The organism is Peterkaempfera podocarpi (genome assembly GCF_042466665.1).
In the GTDB taxonomy this organism is placed as follows: Bacteria; Actinomycetota; Actinomycetes; order Streptomycetales; family Streptomycetaceae; genus Peterkaempfera; species Peterkaempfera podocarpi.
In genome coordinates this window covers 3,084,308-3,102,184 of sequence record NZ_CP162102.1, presented here as the reverse complement: position 1 = coordinate 3,102,184, position 17,877 = coordinate 3,084,308, and the positions used below count along the sequence as shown (strand labels likewise).

14 protein-coding genes and 2 pseudogenes are annotated in these 17,877 nt (G+C 71.8%); 14 read left to right on the top strand and 2 right to left on the bottom strand.

Annotation, left to right across the window (positions count from 1 at the left end; genetic code table 11):
* The first annotated feature begins 133 nt into the window (after positions 1 to 133).
* The 3 genes from AB0761_RS13465 (at position 134) to AB0761_RS13455 (ending at position 4,477) form a co-directional block, all read left to right on the top strand.
* Positions 134 to 1,432, top strand: a complete 1,299-nt coding sequence (locus AB0761_RS13465; protein ID WP_377269218.1) for an ammonium transporter — start codon at positions 134 to 136, stop codon at positions 1,430 to 1,432.
* Complete coding sequence (locus tag AB0761_RS13460; protein WP_377269217.1) at positions 1,432 to 1,770, top strand: P-II family nitrogen regulator; 339 nt, start codon at positions 1,432 to 1,434, stop codon at positions 1,768 to 1,770. Before AB0761_RS13465 ends, AB0761_RS13460 begins: the two co-directional genes overlap by 1 nt.
* Positions 1,771 to 1,945: 175 nt before the next feature.
* Positions 1,946 to 4,477, top strand: coding sequence for a [protein-PII] uridylyltransferase (locus AB0761_RS13455; RefSeq protein WP_377269216.1), 2,532 nt, complete (start codon positions 1,946 to 1,948; stop codon positions 4,475 to 4,477).
* A 73-nt stretch (positions 4,478 to 4,550) separates the two neighbouring features.
* On the opposite strand, the gene AB0761_RS13450 is transcribed toward AB0761_RS13455, so the two are convergent.
* Positions 4,551 to 6,935: an FG-GAP-like repeat-containing protein gene (locus tag AB0761_RS13450; protein WP_377269215.1), complete on the bottom strand. Its 2,385-nt coding sequence runs from the start codon at positions 6,933 to 6,935 to the stop codon at positions 4,551 to 4,553.
* A gap of 212 nt (positions 6,936 to 7,147) precedes the next feature.
* Between AB0761_RS13450 and ffh the strand changes: the two genes are divergently transcribed.
* Both ffh and AB0761_RS13440 read left to right on the top strand, forming a co-directional pair.
* A complete protein-coding gene (gene ffh, locus AB0761_RS13445; RefSeq protein ID WP_377269214.1) occupies positions 7,148 to 8,713 on the top strand; it encodes a signal recognition particle protein in 1,566 nt (521 codons plus the stop codon).
* Positions 8,714 to 8,784: 71 nt separating this feature from the next.
* Positions 8,785 to 9,318: a GNAT family N-acetyltransferase gene (locus AB0761_RS13440; protein ID WP_377269212.1), complete on the top strand. Its 534-nt coding sequence runs from the start codon at positions 8,785 to 8,787 to the stop codon at positions 9,316 to 9,318.
* Positions 9,319 to 9,513: 195 nt separating this feature from the next.
* Here the strand turns inward: AB0761_RS13440 and AB0761_RS13435 are convergent, their stop codons facing one another.
* Positions 9,514 to 10,317 (bottom strand): class I SAM-dependent methyltransferase, encoded by an 804-nt coding sequence (locus tag AB0761_RS13435; RefSeq protein ID WP_377269210.1) that lies wholly within the window; start codon positions 10,315 to 10,317, stop codon positions 9,514 to 9,516.
* Positions 10,318 to 10,577: 260 nt separating this feature from the next.
* Between AB0761_RS13435 and proS the strand changes: the two genes are divergently transcribed.
* The 9 genes and pseudogenes from proS (at position 10,578) to lepB (AB0761_RS13390) (ending at position 17,776) form a co-directional block, all read left to right on the top strand.
* Entirely contained in the window at positions 10,578 to 11,990 is a 1,413-nt protein-coding gene (gene proS / locus AB0761_RS13430) for a proline--tRNA ligase (RefSeq protein WP_377269209.1), read from the top strand.
* A gap of 225 nt (positions 11,991 to 12,215) precedes the next feature.
* Positions 12,216 to 12,812, top strand: coding sequence for a hypothetical protein (locus AB0761_RS13425; RefSeq protein WP_377269208.1), 597 nt, complete (start codon positions 12,216 to 12,218; stop codon positions 12,810 to 12,812).
* A 324-nt stretch (positions 12,813 to 13,136) separates the two neighbouring features.
* Positions 13,137 to 13,580, top strand: a complete 444-nt coding sequence (gene rpsP, locus AB0761_RS13420; protein ID WP_377269207.1) for a 30S ribosomal protein S16 — start codon at positions 13,137 to 13,139, stop codon at positions 13,578 to 13,580.
* 2 nt (positions 13,581 to 13,582) lie between these two features.
* Positions 13,583 to 13,820: pseudogene (locus tag AB0761_RS13415) on the top strand (RNA-binding protein).
* A 105-nt stretch (positions 13,821 to 13,925) separates the two neighbouring features.
* Positions 13,926 to 14,561 (top strand): ribosome maturation factor RimM, encoded by a 636-nt coding sequence (gene rimM, locus AB0761_RS13410; protein ID WP_377269206.1) that lies wholly within the window; start codon positions 13,926 to 13,928, stop codon positions 14,559 to 14,561.
* Between the two features lie 10 nt (positions 14,562 to 14,571).
* Positions 14,572 to 15,404: pseudogene (gene trmD, locus AB0761_RS13405) on the top strand (tRNA (guanosine(37)-N1)-methyltransferase TrmD).
* A 129-nt stretch (positions 15,405 to 15,533) separates the two neighbouring features.
* Positions 15,534 to 15,884, top strand: coding sequence for a 50S ribosomal protein L19 (gene rplS, locus AB0761_RS13400; RefSeq protein WP_055586935.1), 351 nt, complete (start codon positions 15,534 to 15,536; stop codon positions 15,882 to 15,884).
* A 73-nt stretch (positions 15,885 to 15,957) separates the two neighbouring features.
* On the top strand, positions 15,958 to 16,764 hold the full coding sequence (gene lepB, locus AB0761_RS13395) for a signal peptidase I (RefSeq protein WP_377269205.1): 807 nt from the start codon (positions 15,958 to 15,960) through the stop codon (positions 16,762 to 16,764).
* Positions 16,748 to 17,776, top strand: coding sequence for a signal peptidase I (gene lepB, locus AB0761_RS13390; protein WP_377269204.1), 1,029 nt, complete (start codon positions 16,748 to 16,750; stop codon positions 17,774 to 17,776). The genes lepB (AB0761_RS13395) and lepB (AB0761_RS13390) overlap by 17 nt, the downstream gene beginning before the upstream one ends.
* Positions 17,777 to 17,877: the final 101 nt, after the last annotated feature.

Sequence of the window (17,877 nt, the reverse complement as noted above, 5' to 3'; positions counted from 1 at the left end):
CGGACGCATCGACGGAAACCGGCCTCCGCCACGCTCCTTGGCATCGCCGACGCCCACGGGCACACGGGACGGCCCTCTCGCCCAGAGGGACGCGTCCGCGGGCGGAGCGGCCTTCACACACAAGGAGACGCCGATGCCGAAAGGCTTCGACGCGGGCGACACCGCATTCGTGCTCATAAGCGCAGCTCTGGTCATGCTGATGACGCCCGGCCTCGCCTTCTTCTACGGAGGTATGGTCCGGGTCAAGAGTGTCCTGAACATGCTCATGATGAGCTTTGTCAGCCTGGGTATCGTCAGCGTGCTCTGGGTCGCCTACGGCTACTCGATCGCGTTCAGCGACGACAACGGCTCCGGCCTGCTGGGCAACCTGGACGCCTTCGGGATGAAGGGCATCACCGGGACCACGCTCACCGGATCCATCCCGGTCTTCGCCTTCGCGTCCTTCCAGCTGATGTTCGCCATCATCACCCCGGCCCTGATCAGCGGCGCCCTCGCGGACCGGGCCAAGTTCTCCGCCTGGATGCTCTTCATCGCGCTCTGGGTGACCGTCGTCTACTTCCCGGTGGCGCACTGGGTCTGGCAGTCGGGCGGCTGGATCTTCAAGCTCGGTGTGAAGGACTTCGCCGGCGGTACCGCCGTGCACATCAACGCCGGTATGGCAGGCCTCGGCGCCCTGCTGGTGCTCGGCAAGCGGGTCGGCTTCAAGAAGGACCCGATGCGCCCGCACAGCCTGCCGCTGGTGATGCTCGGCTCCGGGCTGCTCTGGTTCGGCTGGTTCGGCTTCAACGCGGGCTCCGCCCTGGCCGCCAACGGCACCGCGGGCATCGCCTTCATCAACACCCAGGTCGCCACCGGTGCCGCCATGCTCGGCTGGCTCGCCTACGAGCGCATCAAGCACGGCGCCTTCACCTCGCTGGGCGCCGCCTCCGGTGCCGTCGCCGGTCTGGTCGCCATCACCCCCGCCTGCGCCGCGGTGAACATCTGGGGTGCCGTCGGCATCGGCGTCATCGCCGGCGCTGCTTGCGCCTGGGCCGTCGGGCTCAAGTACAAGCTGGGCTACGACGACTCCCTCGACGTGGTCGGTGTGCATGCGGTCGGCGGCATGATCGGCACCCTGCTGATCGGTGTCTTCGACACCACCGACGGCCTCACCGCCGGTGCCGGCTTCGACCAGCTGGGCAAGCAGGCGGTCGGTGCCTTCGCCGTCGCCGCCTACTCCCTGGTCGTCTCCTGGATCCTCGCCAAGGGCATCGACCTCACCATCGGCTTCCGCGCCACCGAGGACGAGGAGGTCAGCGGAATCGACCAGGCGTTCCACGCCGAGACCGCCTATGACTTCGCCTCGGTCGGCAGCTCCGTGGCCCGTGCCGCGGCGCCCGCCGCCCCCGGCACCCCCTCCCCCGTCGCGCACAAGAGCGAGGTCGACGCCTGATGAAGCTCATCACCGCAGTCATCAAGCCGCACCGGCTCGACGACGTCAAGGAGGCCCTGCAGTCCTTCGGAGTCCATGGACTCACCGTCACGGAGGCCAGCGGCTACGGCAGACAGCGCGGCCACACCGAGGTCTACCGGGGCGCGGAGTACACCGTCGACCTGGTGCCCAAGGTCCGTATCGAGGTCCTGGTCGAGGACGACGACGCCGACGGACTGCTGGACGTGATAGTCAAGGCGGCCCGCACCGGCAAGATCGGGGACGGCAAGGTGTGGACCGTGCCTGTGGAGACCACCATCCGGGTCCGCACCGGCGAACGGGGCCCCGACGCCCTGTGAACCGTACCCAGTGAGCCACGCCCAGTGAATCACGGGACCCGGTGATCCGATCACCCGCACCGACAGGGGAGGCGGACCCGCAGCCGGCACACACCGGCCGCGGGTCCGCCACCTGCGTATCAGTCGAGACCGCCGCGGACCGCCTGGCCGCGGCACGACGGACGGGGACAGCACCGTGACCACGCCGGAGACAGCACCGCGCACGCCCCCCACCCCGGCAGTGAGGCCGGGGCCCACCGACTACGCCTCCGCGCGGCAACGGCTGCTCACCGAGGACGGCCTCACCGGCGCCCGCCGCCGCATCGCCCTCGCCGGGCTCACCGACCGCTGGCTCGCCGGGCTGCTCGCCGGTGCCGCAGCCGCCGTACGGAGCCCCTCTGCCGGTGGCGAGCGGCCGGCGCCCGTCGGCGTCGCCCTGGTCGCCGTCGGCGGCTACGGCCGCGGCGAACTCTCCCCCCGCAGCGACCTCGACGTGCTGCTGCTGCACGACGGCACCACCTGGGGCAGCGGTGTTACCGCCCTCGCCGAACAGCTCTGGTACCCGGTGTGGGACAGCGGTGCCGCCCTGGACCACTCGGTACGCGATCTCGGCACCGCCCGCGAGGTCGCCGCCGAGGACCTCAAGGCCCAGCTCGGCCTGCTGGACGCCCGCCACATCGCCGGCGACCCCTCGCTCACCGCGGCCCTGCGCTCCGCCGTCCTCGCCGACTGGAGGGCCACCGCGCCCGAGCGCCTGCCCGAACTCCAGGCGATGGGCCAGGAGCGGGCCGAGCGCCACGGCGAGCTGTCCTTCCTGCTGGAGCCCGACCTCAAGGAGGCCCGCGGCGGACTGCGCGACCTGGTCTCCCTGGGTGCGGTAGCCGCCTCCTGGCTCGCCGACGCACCGCGCGACGGCCTCGACGAGGCCGCGCTGCGCCTCACCGACGTCCGGGACGCGCTCCATCTGGTCACCGGCCGCGCCACCGAACGGCTCAGCCTCCAGGAGCAGGACCAGGTCGCCGAGGAGCTCGGCGTCCTGGACGCCGACACCCTGCTGCGCCAGGTCTACCAGGCAGCCCGCACCATCGCCTATGCCTCCGACGTCACCTGGCGCGAGGTCGGCAGGGTGCTGCGGGCCCGCTCCCAGCGCGGCCGCCGGGCCCCGCGGCTGGCCTTCCCGTTCAGCGGCACCGGGCGTACCTCCGGTGCCGTCGCCCGCGGCGCGGTGGAGCGCAGCCCGCTGGCCGAGGGCGTGGTGGAGCAGGACGGCGAGGCCGTCCTCGCCCAGGGCTCCCGCCCCGCCCAGGACCCGGCGCTGCCGCTGCGCGCCGCCGCCGCGGCGGCCCAGGCCGGCCTCACCGTGGCCCATGCCACCGTCCGCCGTCTCGCGGCCGAGTCCCGTCCGCTGCCGGTGCCCTGGCCCGACGAGGCCCGCGAGCAGCTGATCACCCTGCTGGGCGCGGGCAGCGCCTGTCTGCCGGTCTGGGAGGCACTGGAGGCCGAGGGGCTGATCACCCGGCTGCTGCCGGACTGGGAACGGGTGAGGTGCCGTCCCCAGCGCAACGCCGTGCACCGCTGGACCGTCGACCGGCATCTGGTGCAGACCGCCGTCCGGGCCGCCGCGCTCACCCGCCGGGTGGCCCGCCCCGACCTGCTGCTGGTGGCAGCGCTGCTGCACGACATCGGCAAGGGCTGGCCGGGTGACCACTCCGAGGCGGGTGAGGTCATCGCCCGCGACGTCGCCCTGCGGATGGGCTTCGGCCGGGACGACATCGAGACGCTGGCGCTGCTGGTCCGGCACCATCTGCTGCTGATCGACACCGCGACCCGGCGCGACCCGGAGGACCCGGCGACCGTCGAGGCCGTCACCAAGGTGGTCGGCACCACCCGCAACCTGGAGCTGCTGCACGCCCTCACCGAGGCCGATGCGCTGGCCACCGGCCCCGCCGCCTGGTCCGCCTGGCGGGCCTCGCTGGTGGGTGACCTGGTCGCCCGGGCCGAGGCGCTGCTCGTCGGCGGGCCCGCCCCCGAGCCGCCCGTCGTGGAGCTCGGCGCGGAGGAGGAGCGGCTGGCCGTGGAGGCCGCCCGCACCGGCGGCCCGGTGCTCTCCGTCCGGGCCCAGCTGCAGCGCGGGGAGGAGGATCCGGAGGAGCCGGCCGCCGAGCCCATGGGGGTGGAGCTGACCCTGGCCGTCCCCGACCGGCCCGCTCTGCTGGCCACCGTCGCCGGGGTGCTCGCACTGCACCGCCTCACGGTCCGCGCGGCAGCCATCCGGGAGGCCGACCCGGTCGGCGCCGGACCGGTGCTGCTGCTCTCCTGGACGGTGGCCGCGGAGTACGGCGACCTCCCCGAGGCGGCACGGCTGCGGGCCGACATCCGCCGCGCCCTGGACGGCGGCCTGGACGTCGCCCACAGGCTCGCCGAGCGGGACGCGGCCGCCCCCCGGCGGCGCGGCATCGCGGCCCCGCCGCCCCGGGTCACCGTGGCGCCCGGCGACTCCTCGGTCTCGGCGACCGTCCTGGAGGTTCGCGCCCATGACGCCCCGGGGCTGCTGCACCGCATCGGCCGCGCCCTGGAGGACACCGGCATCAGGGTCCGCACCGCCCACATCAGTACCCTCGGCGCCGATGCGGTGGACGCCTTCTATGTCACCGACACCGACGGCCGCCCGCTGGCGCCCGACCGCGCCGCAGCGGTCGCCAAGGCGGTGCAGCAGGCACTGAACTGAGGGCCCGTGAACGACGGAGCGCCCGCCGCGGGGGAGTCCCCGCGGCGGGCGCGTCCGGTCGGTGCGGTGGGCGTCAGCCCAGGATGGTGAGCGAGCTCCAGTTGCCGGCGGCGACGGTCTTGGACCCGAAGGTGCCGTTGCCCTTGCCCGGGTAGATGTAGAGCTGGCCGGTCTTCATCCGGATCAGCAGGTCGGCCTTGCCGTCGCCGGTGACGTCGCCGACCGTGGCCATCCCGTTGGCGGAGGCGAAGCCGGTGGCCACGGTCTTGCGGGCGCCGAACTTCCCGGTGCCGGTGCCCGGCCACAGGTAGAGCCCGCCGGCCGTGGTACGTGCCATCAGGTCGACCTTGCCGTCGCCGGTGAAGTCACCGTGCCCGACGACCTGGGCGTAGGACTGGAGGCCGGAACCGACCTGGATCCGGGCGCTGAAGGTGCCGTTGCCCTTGCCCGGGTAGACCCAGACCGTGCCGGCGCTGTCCACGATCAGCAGATCGGCCTTCTTGTCGCCGGTGAGGTCACCCGGCACCGCGATCTGCCTGACGCTGCCCCAGCCGGTGGCGAGCTGGCTGTTGACCCAGGCCGTACCGCTGATGTGCCGCCAGTAGAGCGTGCCGGAGGTGCTGCGGACCACCAGGTCGGACAGGCCGTCCTGGTCGAGGTCGCTCTGCACCGCGACGTTGTAGGCCTGCCAGCCGGAGCCGGTCGAGCCGTGGGTGCTCAGCGTGGTGCCGTAGTAGACGGAGCCGGCGCCGGTGGAGCTGCGGACCAGCAGGTCGGCCTTGCCGTCGTGCGACCAGTCGGTGTCCTTGCCCGGGGTCGCGGCGACGACCGTGGCGTTCGCCGAGACGCTGGTGGTCTTGGCGATGTGCACGGCCCGGACGGCCACGGTGTGCTTGCCGGCTGCCAGGGTGAGCGCCGCGGAGCGGGCGGTGTTGGCGACGGTCGCGGTGACCTGGCCGTCCACCAGCACCTCGAAGTGGTCGATCAGGCTGGAGTACCAGCTCTCCGTCCAGGTGACGGTGGGCTTGCCCGAGGTGTACCAGACACCGCTGGACTGCGCCCCTGCCCCGGTGATCACGGGCGCGGGGGCCGGACCGGCGGCGAACTGGCGGACGGAGGGGAGCTGGGCGTAGAGATCGTTGCCGGGGCACTCGGTCTTGTAGCCGTCGCGGTGGCCGGAGATGTTGTTGAAGGAGACCGAGGTGCCGGTCGGGAACTTGGTGCCGCTGTCCGCCGCCGGGTCACCCGCCTCCACCATGGTGACGGAGGCTCCGGGCTTGTGCCCGTACATCCCGAGCTTCCAGTCGGTGAGGGTCGCGAGCGCGCCGAGCACGGCGTTGCTGGCGTTGACGCTGGTGTAGGTGCCCAGTACGGCCACACCCATCGTCCCGGCGTTGAACCCGTAGGTGTGCGCGCCGAACACGGGCAGCGCCTCGCCGCCGCCGTTGTTCAGACCGCCCCAGCGGCCTTCGAAGATCGTGCCGCACTTGTCGACCATGAAGTTGTAGCCGAGGTCGCGCCAGCCGTTGCTCTTGACGTGGTACGTGTACTCGGCCTGGACCCAGGCGGCAGAGCTCTTGGGGTTCGTCGGGTCGGTGCTGCACACATAGTCGCTGTGGTCGTCGGCCGTGTGGTGGACGAACACGGCCTGGACGCCGGCCGTGTTGTAGCACGGCAGGGTCTGGTCGCGGATCGACTCGTCGGCGCCCCACTGCTCCCGGCTGACGATGACGGGCTTGCGGACCGTCGAGGTCGGGGTGGCGGGCATGGTCGCCGTGGTGCCGGCCGAGGTGCAGACCGACGGGCTGGGGGACGCACTGGGCGAGCTGCTCGCGGCGGCGAGCTCGGCGTCCGGCAGGGTCGCGGCCCGGGCCTGGGCCGCGGGCGCCGTGGCGGCGGTGGAGCTGCCCAGGTTTCCTGAGGCGATGTAGTCCAGCCGCAGGCCGGCGGGCAGCTTGGTGGAGCCGCTGCCCGGGGTGATACGCAGCTCGACACCGTTGGACGGGCCCGTCCACAGCGGCTCGGTGGCACCGCGGGTGCCGATCGCGTCGGTGCTCTTGGGGTCGGCGGCGCCGTCGGCTGCGGCAAGCTCCGTCCAGTCGGTCCAGGTTCCGCTGTCGATGGAGCGGGTGCGCACCTGGATGGTGCCGGAGACCTTGGCGGCCGGGTCGTCCCAGCTCACGCCGAGCAGGTTGAACGGCTCGGTGGAACGCTGGGTGAGGGTCCGGGTGGGGCGGGTGCTCTGGGAGAGCGGAAGTGCCCCGAGCGAGTTGTGGAAGAGCCGGGGGGTGACGGGGCGGTGGGAGGCCGCCTTCGGCGGGGCGGCGTGCGGCGCCTGCGTGTCCGCGAACGCCACGGCGGAGACACCCGCACCCCCCAGCAGCACCGAACCCAGTCCCAGCCAGACCCTCCCCTTGAACCCCAAAGGTCTGTGCGCGTGCGATATACGCGGTGCCATGCCCCGTCCTTGTGTCGAATCGGCAAGTGGTGGCGGCGCTTCCGCCCCATGGCGCGGGCGGATGGACGGATCCTAGGGGTGTCCGAACCAAGTGCCGACAGCGGGTCCCCTGTACGGGCCGGGAGCAGGGTGGGTCCGCGCGGGGCGGCGGCCGGATACCCTGGGGGCGACGACCGTACCCGTACCGATGCCACGAGGGATCCGCGACCGACGTGTTCGACACCCTTTCCGACCGCCTCGCAGCGACATTCAAGAACCTCCGTGGCAAGGGCCGCCTGACCGAGGCGGACATCGACGCCACGGCCCGTGAGATCCGTATCGCCCTGCTCGAAGCCGATGTGGCGCTCCCGGTGGTCCGGGCCTTCATCAAGCAGGTCAAGGACCGTGCGCTGGGCATCGAGGTCTCCCAGGCGCTCAACCCCGCCCAGCAGATCATCAAGATCGTCAACGAGGAGCTCATCGCCATCCTCGGCGGCGAGACCCGCCGGGTGCGCTTCGCCAAGCAGCCCCCGACGGTGATCATGCTGGCCGGTCTGCAGGGCGCCGGTAAGACCACCCTGGCGGGCAAGCTCGGCCACTGGCTCAAGCAGCAGAAGCACACCCCGCTGCTGGTGGCCTGCGACCTCCAGCGGCCCAACGCCGTGAACCAGCTCAAGGTGGTCGGCGAGCGGGCGGGCGTGCATGTCTTCGCCCCCGAGCCCGGCAACGGCGTGGGCGACCCGGTGCAGGTGGCCCGCGACTCCATCGACTTCGCCAGGAACAAGCAGTACGACGTTGTCATCGTCGACACCGCCGGCCGCCTGGGCATCGACGCCGACCTGATGCAGCAGGCCGCGGACATCCGCACCGCCGTGCAGCCGGACGAGGTCCTCTTCGTCGTCGACGCCATGATCGGCCAGGACGCGGTCACCACGGCGCAGGCCTTCCTCGAAGGCGTCGACTTCACCGGTGTGGTGCTGTCCAAGCTGGACGGCGACGCCCGCGGTGGTGCGGCGCTGTCGGTGGCCCATGTGACCGGCCGTCAGATCATGTTCGCCTCCAACGGCGAGAAGGTCGACGACTTCGACGCCTTCCACCCCGACCGGATGGCCTCCCGCATCCTCGGCATGGGCGACATGCTCACCCTGATCGAGCAGGCGGAGCGGACCTTCTCGCAGGCCGAGGCCGAGAAGATGGCCTCCAAGCTGCGCGGCGGCGGCAAGGAGTTCACCCTCGACGACTTCCTCAGCCAGCTGGAGCAGGTCCGCAAGATGGGCTCCATCTCCAAGCTGCTGGGGATGCTGCCGGGCATGGGCCAGATCCGCGAGCAGATCAACAACATCGACGACCGGGACGTCGACCGGGTCGGCGCCATCATCAAGTCGATGACGCCGGTCGAGCGCGAGGACCCGAAGATCATCAACGGCTCGCGGCGGGCCCGTATCGCCAAGGGCTCCGGCGTCACCGTCAGCGAGGTCAACAACCTGGTGGAGCGCTTCTTCGAGGCGCGCAAGATGATGTCCCGGATGGCCAGCGGCCAGGGCATGCCGGGGATGCCCGGTATCCCGGGCATGGGCGGCGGACCCAAGCGGCAGGCCAAGAAGCAGGGCAAGGGCAAGGGCAAGCAGCGCTCCGGCAACCCGCTGAAGCGGGCCGCCGACGAGAAGGCCGCCTCCGAGCGCCGGGCCGCGGGCCCGGGTGCCGCCCAGCCGGGTGGCGCCTTCGGCCTCGGTGCGGGCCAGGGCGCGGCCGACTTCGAGCTGCCCAAGGAGTTCAAGGACCTGCTGCCCCCCGAGTGAGCGGCGCCGCGGCGGCCCGCCATCCCCCGAAGCGGGGGTGGCGGGCCGCCGCCGTGTCCGATGATGGATCCGTGCGAGTAACGATCCGAGCTCCCAAGCCGTCCGACACCGATGCCTACACCGAGGCGGTGCTGCGCTCCGCCGACCACATCGGGCCCTGGAACCCGGTGGAGGCCGACCTCCCCGGCCTGCTCCAGAAGCAGGGCCCGGGGCTGCGCACCTATCTGATCGTCGACAACGGCGACGGCGGCCTGGTGGGCAAGTGCAACGTGGCCAACATCGCGCTGGGCCGCTTCTGCAACGCCTCCCTCGGCTATGACTCCTATCTGCCCTACGCCGGTACCGGGCGGATGACCGAGGGCCTGCGCCTGGTGGTGGACCGCTGCTTCACGGCCCAGCGCGACGGTGGTCTGGGACTGCACCGGCTGGAGATCAACGTCCAGCCGGACAACCAGCGGTCGTCCGCCATGGCCAAGCGCCTCGGCTTCCGGATGGAGGGCTACTCCCCGCGGATGCTGTACATCAACGACGCCTGGCGCGACCACGAGCGCTACGCCCTCACCGCCGAGGAGTGGCCCGGGCTCCCCGGCGGCGACCCCAGCTGAGCGGCGCCCCCGCGCCGTCGGGGCGCGCGGGGGCCCTGCGGACGGTCCCACTCGCACCGGGCCCTGCGGACGGTCCCACTCGCACCGGGCCGGGCGCACGGTCCCCCGCGCCGGTCCCCGTGCCGCGGCAGCATCCGTGCGCCCGGGGCGCGGCCCGGGTGGGCCGCGCCCCGGGACGTCCGCGGCGCACAGCGGTCAGAGGGCCTGGGCGACCACATAACGGAAGACATTGGCCATGCGCACACCGCCGCCCTCGCGCAGATACGGGTGGAGCGCCTCGGTGAGTTCCTTGACCACCAGCGCCTCGCCGGAGAACTCCGCCGCAGGGTCATAAACCCCGGTCGACAGCAGGCCCCGTACCGAGCTGTCCAGGTCCGGATAGGCGAACGGGCAGGACACCCGCCCGCTGCCGTCCGGCCGCAGCCCGGCACCCTCCACCAGCGACTCCAACTTTCCCGGGGCGCTTAGCCCGAACGGGTCATAGCGGGCCCCTGCCGCCGGCTTCGCAGGCTCCGGCGGAGCCAGCCGGCGGGCGACGTCCAGCACGCCCGCGCTCTGGCAGCGCTCGGGCGGCCCCCAGGTCGCCAGCACCACATGCCCGCCGCGCAGCGTGAGCCGGGCGGCGTTGCGCACCAGCTCCTGCGCGTCGGCCGCGCAGTAGAGGTTCTCGAAGGCGGTGACCAGCGAGTGCGTGGTGGGTGGCGGCGCACCGGGGGAGGCGTCGCGGTGCACATCGGCGAGCACCCGCAGCCGCCGGTCGTGCGCCAGCGAGCGCAGCTCGCCCGCCGGCTCCATGCCCGCCACTTCCGCGCCGCGGGCGGCGGCCAGCAGCAGGGCCAGTCCCGAGCGGCAGCCCAGACCGAGGACGGAGGTGGCCGGGCCGACCTCCAGCCGCTGGTAGACCGCCTCGTAGAGCGGCACCAGCATGCGCTCCTGGATCTCGGCCCAGTCGCGCGCGCGCCGCTGCGCCCGAGTGAGCTCCGTGGCTGTGCCCCTCACCTGAGCAGATGCCATCATGCGGCCTCCCATCCGGTCCGTCGGCTGCGATGCCGCGCCGAGGCACTGAGGGCAACCCTCCGGGTACACCCACGTACTCTCCGAACCCCCCGCATACAGACAACCCCCGCTGCGGCCCGGCGTCCAGAGGAGTGGGGGAGGCGCGCGGTCCGGATGGTCGTGCGCCCCTGCGCCGTACGCGTGCCGGGCTCCAGGGGGCATCGATTCACAGTCGGGCGCACCGGCCCCGTACCATTCGCCCCATGGCAAAGGCTCCCGTGCTCACTCCCCAGGCGGACGACTTCCCGCGCTGGTACCAGGACCTGATCAACAAGGCCGAACTGGCCGACAACGGCCCGGTGCGCGGCACCATGGTCATCCGACCCTACGGCTACGGCCTGTGGGAGCGGATGCAGCAGGAAATGGACGCGCGGATCAAGCGCGCGGGAGCGCAGAACGCATACTTCCCGATGTTCATCCCGCAGTCCTACCTGACCCGTGAGGCCGAGCACGTCGAGGGCTTCGCGCCCGAGCTGGCGGTGGTCACCCACGGCGGCGGCAAGGAGCTGGAGGAGCCGGTGGTCGTCCGGCCCACCTCCGAGACGATCATCAACGAGTACTTCTCCAAGTGGGTGCAGAGCTACCGCGACCTGCCCCTGCTGATCAACCAGTGGGCCAATGTGGTCCGCTGGGAGCTGCGGCCCCGCGTCTTCCTGCGCACCACCGAGTTCCTCTGGCAGGAGGGCCACACCGCCCACGCCACCTACGAGGACGCACGTGCCTACGCCTCGATGATCCACACGGACGTCTACGGCGACTTCATGGTGAACGTCCTCGGCATCGACGTGGTGCTGGGCCGCAAGACCGTCCGGGAGCGCTTCGCCGGGGCCGTCAACACCCTCACCCTCGAGGGCATGATGGGTGACGGCAAGGCGCTGCAGATGGGCACCAGCCATGAGCTGGGCCAGAACTTCGCCAAGGCGTTCCACACCCAGTACCTGTCCGGTGAGGGCAAGCAGGAGCACGTCTGGCAGACCTCCTGGGGCTCCTCCACCCGGATGGTCGGCGGCCTGATCATGTCCCACGGTGACGACAGCGGTCTGCGGGTGCCGCCGCGGCTGGCTTCGGTGCAGGCCGTGGTGCTGGCCATCAAGGGCGACGACGCGGTGATCGCCAAGGTGCGGGAGATCGGCGCGGCCCTGGAGGCCGCCGGGGTGCGGGTGGTCGTCGACGACCGTACGGACACCCCGTTCGGGCGTCGTGCGGTGGACTGGGAGCTCAAGGGCGTCCCGGTGCGCATCGAGGTCGGCCCGCGCGACCTGGAGGGCGGTACGGCCATGCTGGCCCGCCGTATCCCGGGCGGCAAGGAGCCGGTCTCCATGGACGCGCTGGTGCAGCTGGTGCCGTCCGTGCTGGAGGAGGACCAGGCGCTGCTGCTGCGCCAGTCCAGGGAGCGCCGCGAGGCCCGCACCGTGGACGTCAAGTCCATCGACGAGGCGGTGGAGGCTGCCGGCACCGGCTGGGGCCGGATCTCCTGGGCCGACCTCGGGCCGGAGGGCGAGGCCAAGTTGGCGGAGCAGGGCGTCAGCGTCCGCTGCCTGATCGCGGCCGACGGTTCGGTGCCGGCGGCCGACGATCAGCCGGGCAACATCGCGATCGTCGCACGCGCGTACTGATCCGACGGATATCGTGTGCGATCCGCGGCCTTCCCGTGGCGGCCGCGGCATCGTATGTTCACCCTCCGTGCGCGCTCAATGAGGCGCTGAGGACAGGAGTTTGACATTGCATCAGGTGCACGGCGGGTGCCTCGGCGCAGCTCGAGGCCTACTCGGCGGTAGGGGCGGATCGCGTTCCTGCCCCGAGACACGGAACATCGGACCGCTCTCCCTCGTTGGCATAGCGTGAGCACGACACAGCCTCTCGTCCTCGCGGCCGAACTGGCCGCCGCCTGGAGTGACATCCAGCGCCATCACCCGGACCTGCCCGATCTTGCGGCTCCCGAGTCGCTGATCGGCGAATCATCATCCGCTTGCGGCACCGAGCTCAGCTTCGAGCGACTGCTGCACGAGGCGGCGCACGGCCTGGCCGCTGCCCGTGGCATCCGCGACACGTCGCGGGCCGGGCGCTACCACAACCGCCGCTTCCTCGGCATCGCCGACGAGCTGGGCCTGGCCCACCCGGTCGAGCCCCACCCCAGCAGCGGCTTCTCGCTGGTGACCATGCTGCCGGAGACCCGTTCCCGGTACGCGGACACCATCGAGCGCCTGGACAGGGCGCTAGGGGCGCACTCCGAGGCAGTCAGCGGCGAGGGCCGCGGGCGTGCCTTCCGCGGCCCGGCCACCCGGCACGGCTCCTCCGGGGGCGGCGTGCGCGTCAAGGCCGTCTGCGGCTGCGGCCGCAACGTCCGGGTGGTGCCCTCGGTACTGGCTCAGGCCTCGATCGTGTGCGGCGCGTGCCAGCAGCCGTTCCGGATCGCGGAACCGGCTCAGGAGTCCTGACCCGGCGAGACCCCGACCGGTGACCGCCGCCCGGCGGTGGCCCACCGGACCGGCAGGTCGAACCGGGGCATTCGGACGGCACCGCGAGGGGGTGACTCGCGGCGCCGCGATCCTGCCTGCCCCGGGCCGCCCGAGCGGTGCCGCCCAGGCGGGAGCGGGCGGGGACATGGGCCGCGCTGTGGCACAATGGGCAGCTGAGTACTCGGCAGCCGAGCAGGACCCCTCTCTCCTCCGGCTGGCGTGTCAGTCGAGCAGCCGACGCCCGCAACCCCACGTGGTGCGCCCGGCCGCTCACCCACGTCAAGACCAGGAGACCCCACTCCAGTGGCAGTCAAGATCAAGCTGAAGCGTCTGGGCAAGATCCGCGCCCCGCACTACCGCATCGTCGTCGCCGACTCGCGCACCAAGCGTGATGGCCGCGCCATCGAGGAGATCGGCATCTACCAGCCGACCTACAACCCCTCGAAGATCGAGGTCGACTCGGAGCGCGCCCAGTACTGGCTGGGTGTCGGCGCGCAGCCGACCGAGCCCGTGCTCGCCATCCTCAAGCTCACCGGCGACTGGCAGAAGTTCAAGGGCGAGCCGGCTCCGGCTCCGCTGAAGGTTGCCGAGCCCAAGGTTGAGGACTACAGCCACCTCTTCGCCAAGGCCGTCCAGGGCTTCGAGGACAGCACCACCGGTGCCGCGATCACCCCGAAGGCCAAGAAGTCGGACAAGAAGGACGAGGCCGCCGAGTCCGAGTCCGAGACCGCTTCCACCGAGGCCTGAGCATGCTCGAGGAAGCCCTCGAGCACCTTGTGAAGGGCATCGTCGAGAACCCCGACGAGGTTCAGGTGCGTTCGCAACCTGCGTCGGGGCAACACCCTTGAGGTGCGGGTGCACCCCGAGGACCTCGGCAAGGTCATCGGCCGAGGCGGTCGCACCGCACGTGCCCTGCGCACCGTGGTGGCGGCACTCGGCGGACGGAACGTCCGTGTCGACCTCGTCGACGTCGACAACATCCGCTGAGCCGTACGGCTTCTCCAGGGCCGACCGGGACGCACCTCGTCCCGGTCGGCCCTGCCGCATTCCCCAGCCGCAACCCGTCAGGAAGAACACAGGAGCGCGATCACCGTGCAGCTCGTCGTCGGCAGGATCGGCCGTGCCCACGGCATCCGAGGTGACGTCACCGTAGAGGTCCGCACCGACGAGCCCGAACTCCGGCTCGGGCCCGGCGCGGTACTGCTCACCGACCCGTCCACCGCCGGGCCGCTCACCGTGGCGTCCGGCCGGGTGCACAGCGGCCGGCTGCTGCTGCGCTTCGAGGGCGTCCAGGACCGCAACGCCGCGGAGGCGCTGCGCAACACCCTGCTGATCGCCGAGGTGGACCCTGCCGAGGCTCCCGAGGACCCGGACGAGTACTACGACCACCAGTTGGTCGGCCTGGATGTGGTGCTCCGCGACGGCACCGAGGTCGGCGAGATCTCCGAGGTGGTCCATCTGCCGTACCAGGACCTGCTGTCGCTGCGCACCAGGGACGGACGCGAGGTGCTGGTGCCCTTTGTGGAGCGCATCGTCCCGGAGATCGACCTGGACGCACAGCGGGCCGTCATCGACCCGCCGCCGGGCCTGCTCGACCCGGACCGCGCCGAGATCGCGGGCAGCCGCGGCGACGACTCCGGCGACTCCGGCGACTCCGGCGACTCCGGCGACTCTGACGACTTGGGCGACTCTGACGACTCCGGCGACTCCGCCGACGGGCAGGAGTGACCCGCAGCCCATGCGTATCGACGTCGTCACCATCTTCCCCGAGTACCTCGAACCGCTGAACGTCTCACTGGTGGGGAAGGCCCGCGCGCCCGCGGACAGCTCGGCATCCACCTCCACCATCTGCGCGACTGGACCACGGATGTCCACCGCACGGTGGACGACACCCCGTACGGGGGCGGTCCCGGCATGGTGATGAAGCCGGAGCCCTGGGGTGCCGCCCTGGACACCGTGGTGGAGCAGGGTGCCAAGGAGATCGGCGAGGGGGCGGTACCCACCCTGGTGGTGCCCACCCCCAGCGGCCGGCCCTTCACCCAGGCCCTGGCCGAGCAGCTGGCCGCCGAGCCGTGGCTGGCCTTCGCCCCCGCGCGCTACGAGGGCATCGACCGCCGGGTCATCGAGGAGGCCGCCGACCGGATGCCGGTGGTGGAGGCGTCCATCGGCGACTATGTGCTGGCCGGCGGAGAGGTTGCGGTGCTGGTCATGGTGGAGGCGGTGGCCCGGCTGCTGCCCGGCGTGCTCGGCAACGCCGAGTCGCACCGCGACGACTCCTTCGCCACGGGCGCCATGGCCGATCTGCTGGAGGGCCCCGTCTACACCAAGCCCGCCGAGTGGCGCGGCCGCGCCGTGCCCGAGGTGCTGCTCAGCGGCAACCACGGCCTGATCGCCCGCTGGCGCCGTGCGCAGGCCTTCCGCCGGACTCTGGAGATGCGGCCCGACCTGGTGGACCGCTGGCAGCGCGACGCCTTCGACAAGCACGACCGCAAGGCGCTGGACGCACTCGGTCTGGCCTGGGACGAAGCGGGCGGCCGATTTCGGTCGGACGCCCCAGGTGTGGAAGAATAGGCCGCTGCTGCATGCCGCCGCCCCTGCCACGGGGGGAACGGCGGAGGCCGGGGCGTACCCGGCGCACAGCGACCTTCCGATCCTTACGAATTCCATGGGTGGCCCGTGGCGCCCATGAGGAGAGCTCCGATGAGCAACCTGCTCGATGTCATCGACTCCGCGTCGCTGCGTGACGACATCCCCGCCTTCCGCCCCGGTGACACCCTGAAGGTGCACGTCCGGGTCATCGAGGGCAACCGCTCCCGTGTCCAGCTCTTCCAGGGCGTCGTGATCCGCCGCCAGGGCGCGGGCGTCCGCGAGACCTTCACCGTCCGCAAGGTCTCCTTCGGCGTGGGCGTCGAGCGCACCTTCCCGGTGCACACCCCGATCGTGGAGAAGATCGAGGTCGTGACCCGCGGTGCCGTCCGCCGCGCCAAGCTGTACTACCTGCGCGACCTGCGCGGCAAGGCTGCCAAGATCAAGGAGAAGCGCGACCGCTGAGGTCGGCTGCTCGGCTCCCCGGCTTAGACCGGGGAGGGGGACCACTCGTGCGGGGCCGGATAGGCTTCGCCCGATGAGCACCCACGAACCACTCGCGGACCGCGACGGAACCTCCGCCCCCGACAACGGGGCCGGGGATCCGTCGCGGTCCGCGGCTGTTCCGGCGGAGGCCGCCGCCGGGCGGTCCTGGCTGCCCCGCCGGCCCGCCGGCCAACTGCTCGTGGTCGCTCTCTGCCTGCTGCTGCTGGCGCTGGTGAACACCTGGGTGGCCCAGCCCTTCGCCATCCCCTCGCAGTCGATGGAGAACACCCTGCGGGTCGGTGACCGGGTGGTGGTGAACAAGCTCGCCTACAGCTTCGGCGGCCATGTGCACCGAGGTGACGTGGTGGTCTTCGACGGCCGTGGCTCCTTCCTGCCGGACGATGCCGCCGGCCCCACCGGAATCGGCGGCGCACTGCGGCAGCTCGGCTCCTATCTGGGCCTCGCCGCCCCCACCGAGAACGACTACGTCAAGCGGGTCGTCGGCGTCGGGGGAGACCGGGTGGTCTGCTGCGACACCGACGGCAGGATCACCGTCAACGGAGTGCCGCTGGACGAGTCCGGGTACCTGTTCCCCGGCGACGACGCCTCGTCGGTGCCCTTCGATGTCCAGGTTCCGGAAGGGAAGCTGTTCATGATGGGCGACCACCGCAGCGACTCCCGGGACTCCCGGGACCACCTCGGCGAGCCCGGCGGCGGATTTGTGCCCGAGGCAAAAGTGATCGGTCGGGCCGATTGGGTCGTATATCCGATCGGGCACTGGCAGCATCTCCGGCGCCCCGGTGCGTACGACGCGGTGGACGCGGCAGGGAGGAGCGGTCGGCATGGGGACCAGGGGTAGGCCGCGGGTCGACGAGCCTTCGACGGACAGCGGGACCGACCCTGCCGCCGACTCCGGGTCCGCCGACTCCGGGTCCGGCGAGTCGGCGCGGCCGGCTGCGGGGCGGCGGCGCACGGGCCTGAGCCGGGCCGAACGCCGCCGGATCGCCCGCCGGGCCGAACGCCGCCGCAAGCGCTCCTTCCTGCGCGAACTGCCGGTGATCGCCGGCGTGGCGCTGGTGATCGCCCTGCTGCTGAAGACCTTTCTGCTCCAGGTGTTCGTGATCCCCTCCGGATCCATGGAGGACACCATCAAGATCGGCGACCGGGTGCTGGTGGACAAGCTCACCCCCTGGTTCGGCAAGCAGTACAAGCGCGGCGACGTGGTGGTCTTCAAGGACCCCGGCAACTGGCTGCCGGCTTCCGAACGGACGTCCTCCGACGACGGACCGGTGATGCGCGGTGTGAAGAACGTCTTCACCTTCGTCGGACTCCTCCCGTCCGACAACGAGGGCGACCTGATCAAGCGGGTGATCGGCGTCGGCGGGGACACCGTGGCCTGCTGCGACAGCAGCGGCCACCTCACCGTCAACGGCCAACCGGTCGACGAGCCCTACATCGCCCCGGACAACCCGCCGTCGAGGATCACCTTCAAGGTGACCGTGCCCCAGGGCAGGCTCTGGGTGATGGGCGACCACCGGGACGTCTCGGCCGACTCCCGCTTCCACATGACCGACTTCGGCAACGGCACCATCCCGCTGTCCAATGTCATCGGCCGGGCCATGCTGGTCGCCTGGCCGGTCTCCCGCGTCCACCAGCTCCCGGAGCCCCCCTCCCTGTCGTCGCTGCCACCGCCGCCCGGCAGTGCCCTCGGAACAGCCGCGGCGCAGCTCGGGAGTCAAAATCTTGGCCAACCTTCCGCAGGCGCCGCCGTCTGGCCGGATCCCGGGGAACCCTCACTCGTTATGGGTGCGGTGGGTGCGCTTCCCTTCGCCGTCCGCCGACGGCGGAGAGGTGGCGTCCACCGCGGCTGAATGGCGGGGGTCGCCGTGTGTGAGCGTGGTGGCGGACCCTTCTGGTGATAGAGAGATGCAGGTGTGCGGCGCGCCGCGCCGGGCATCTGGAGGACGCCGGG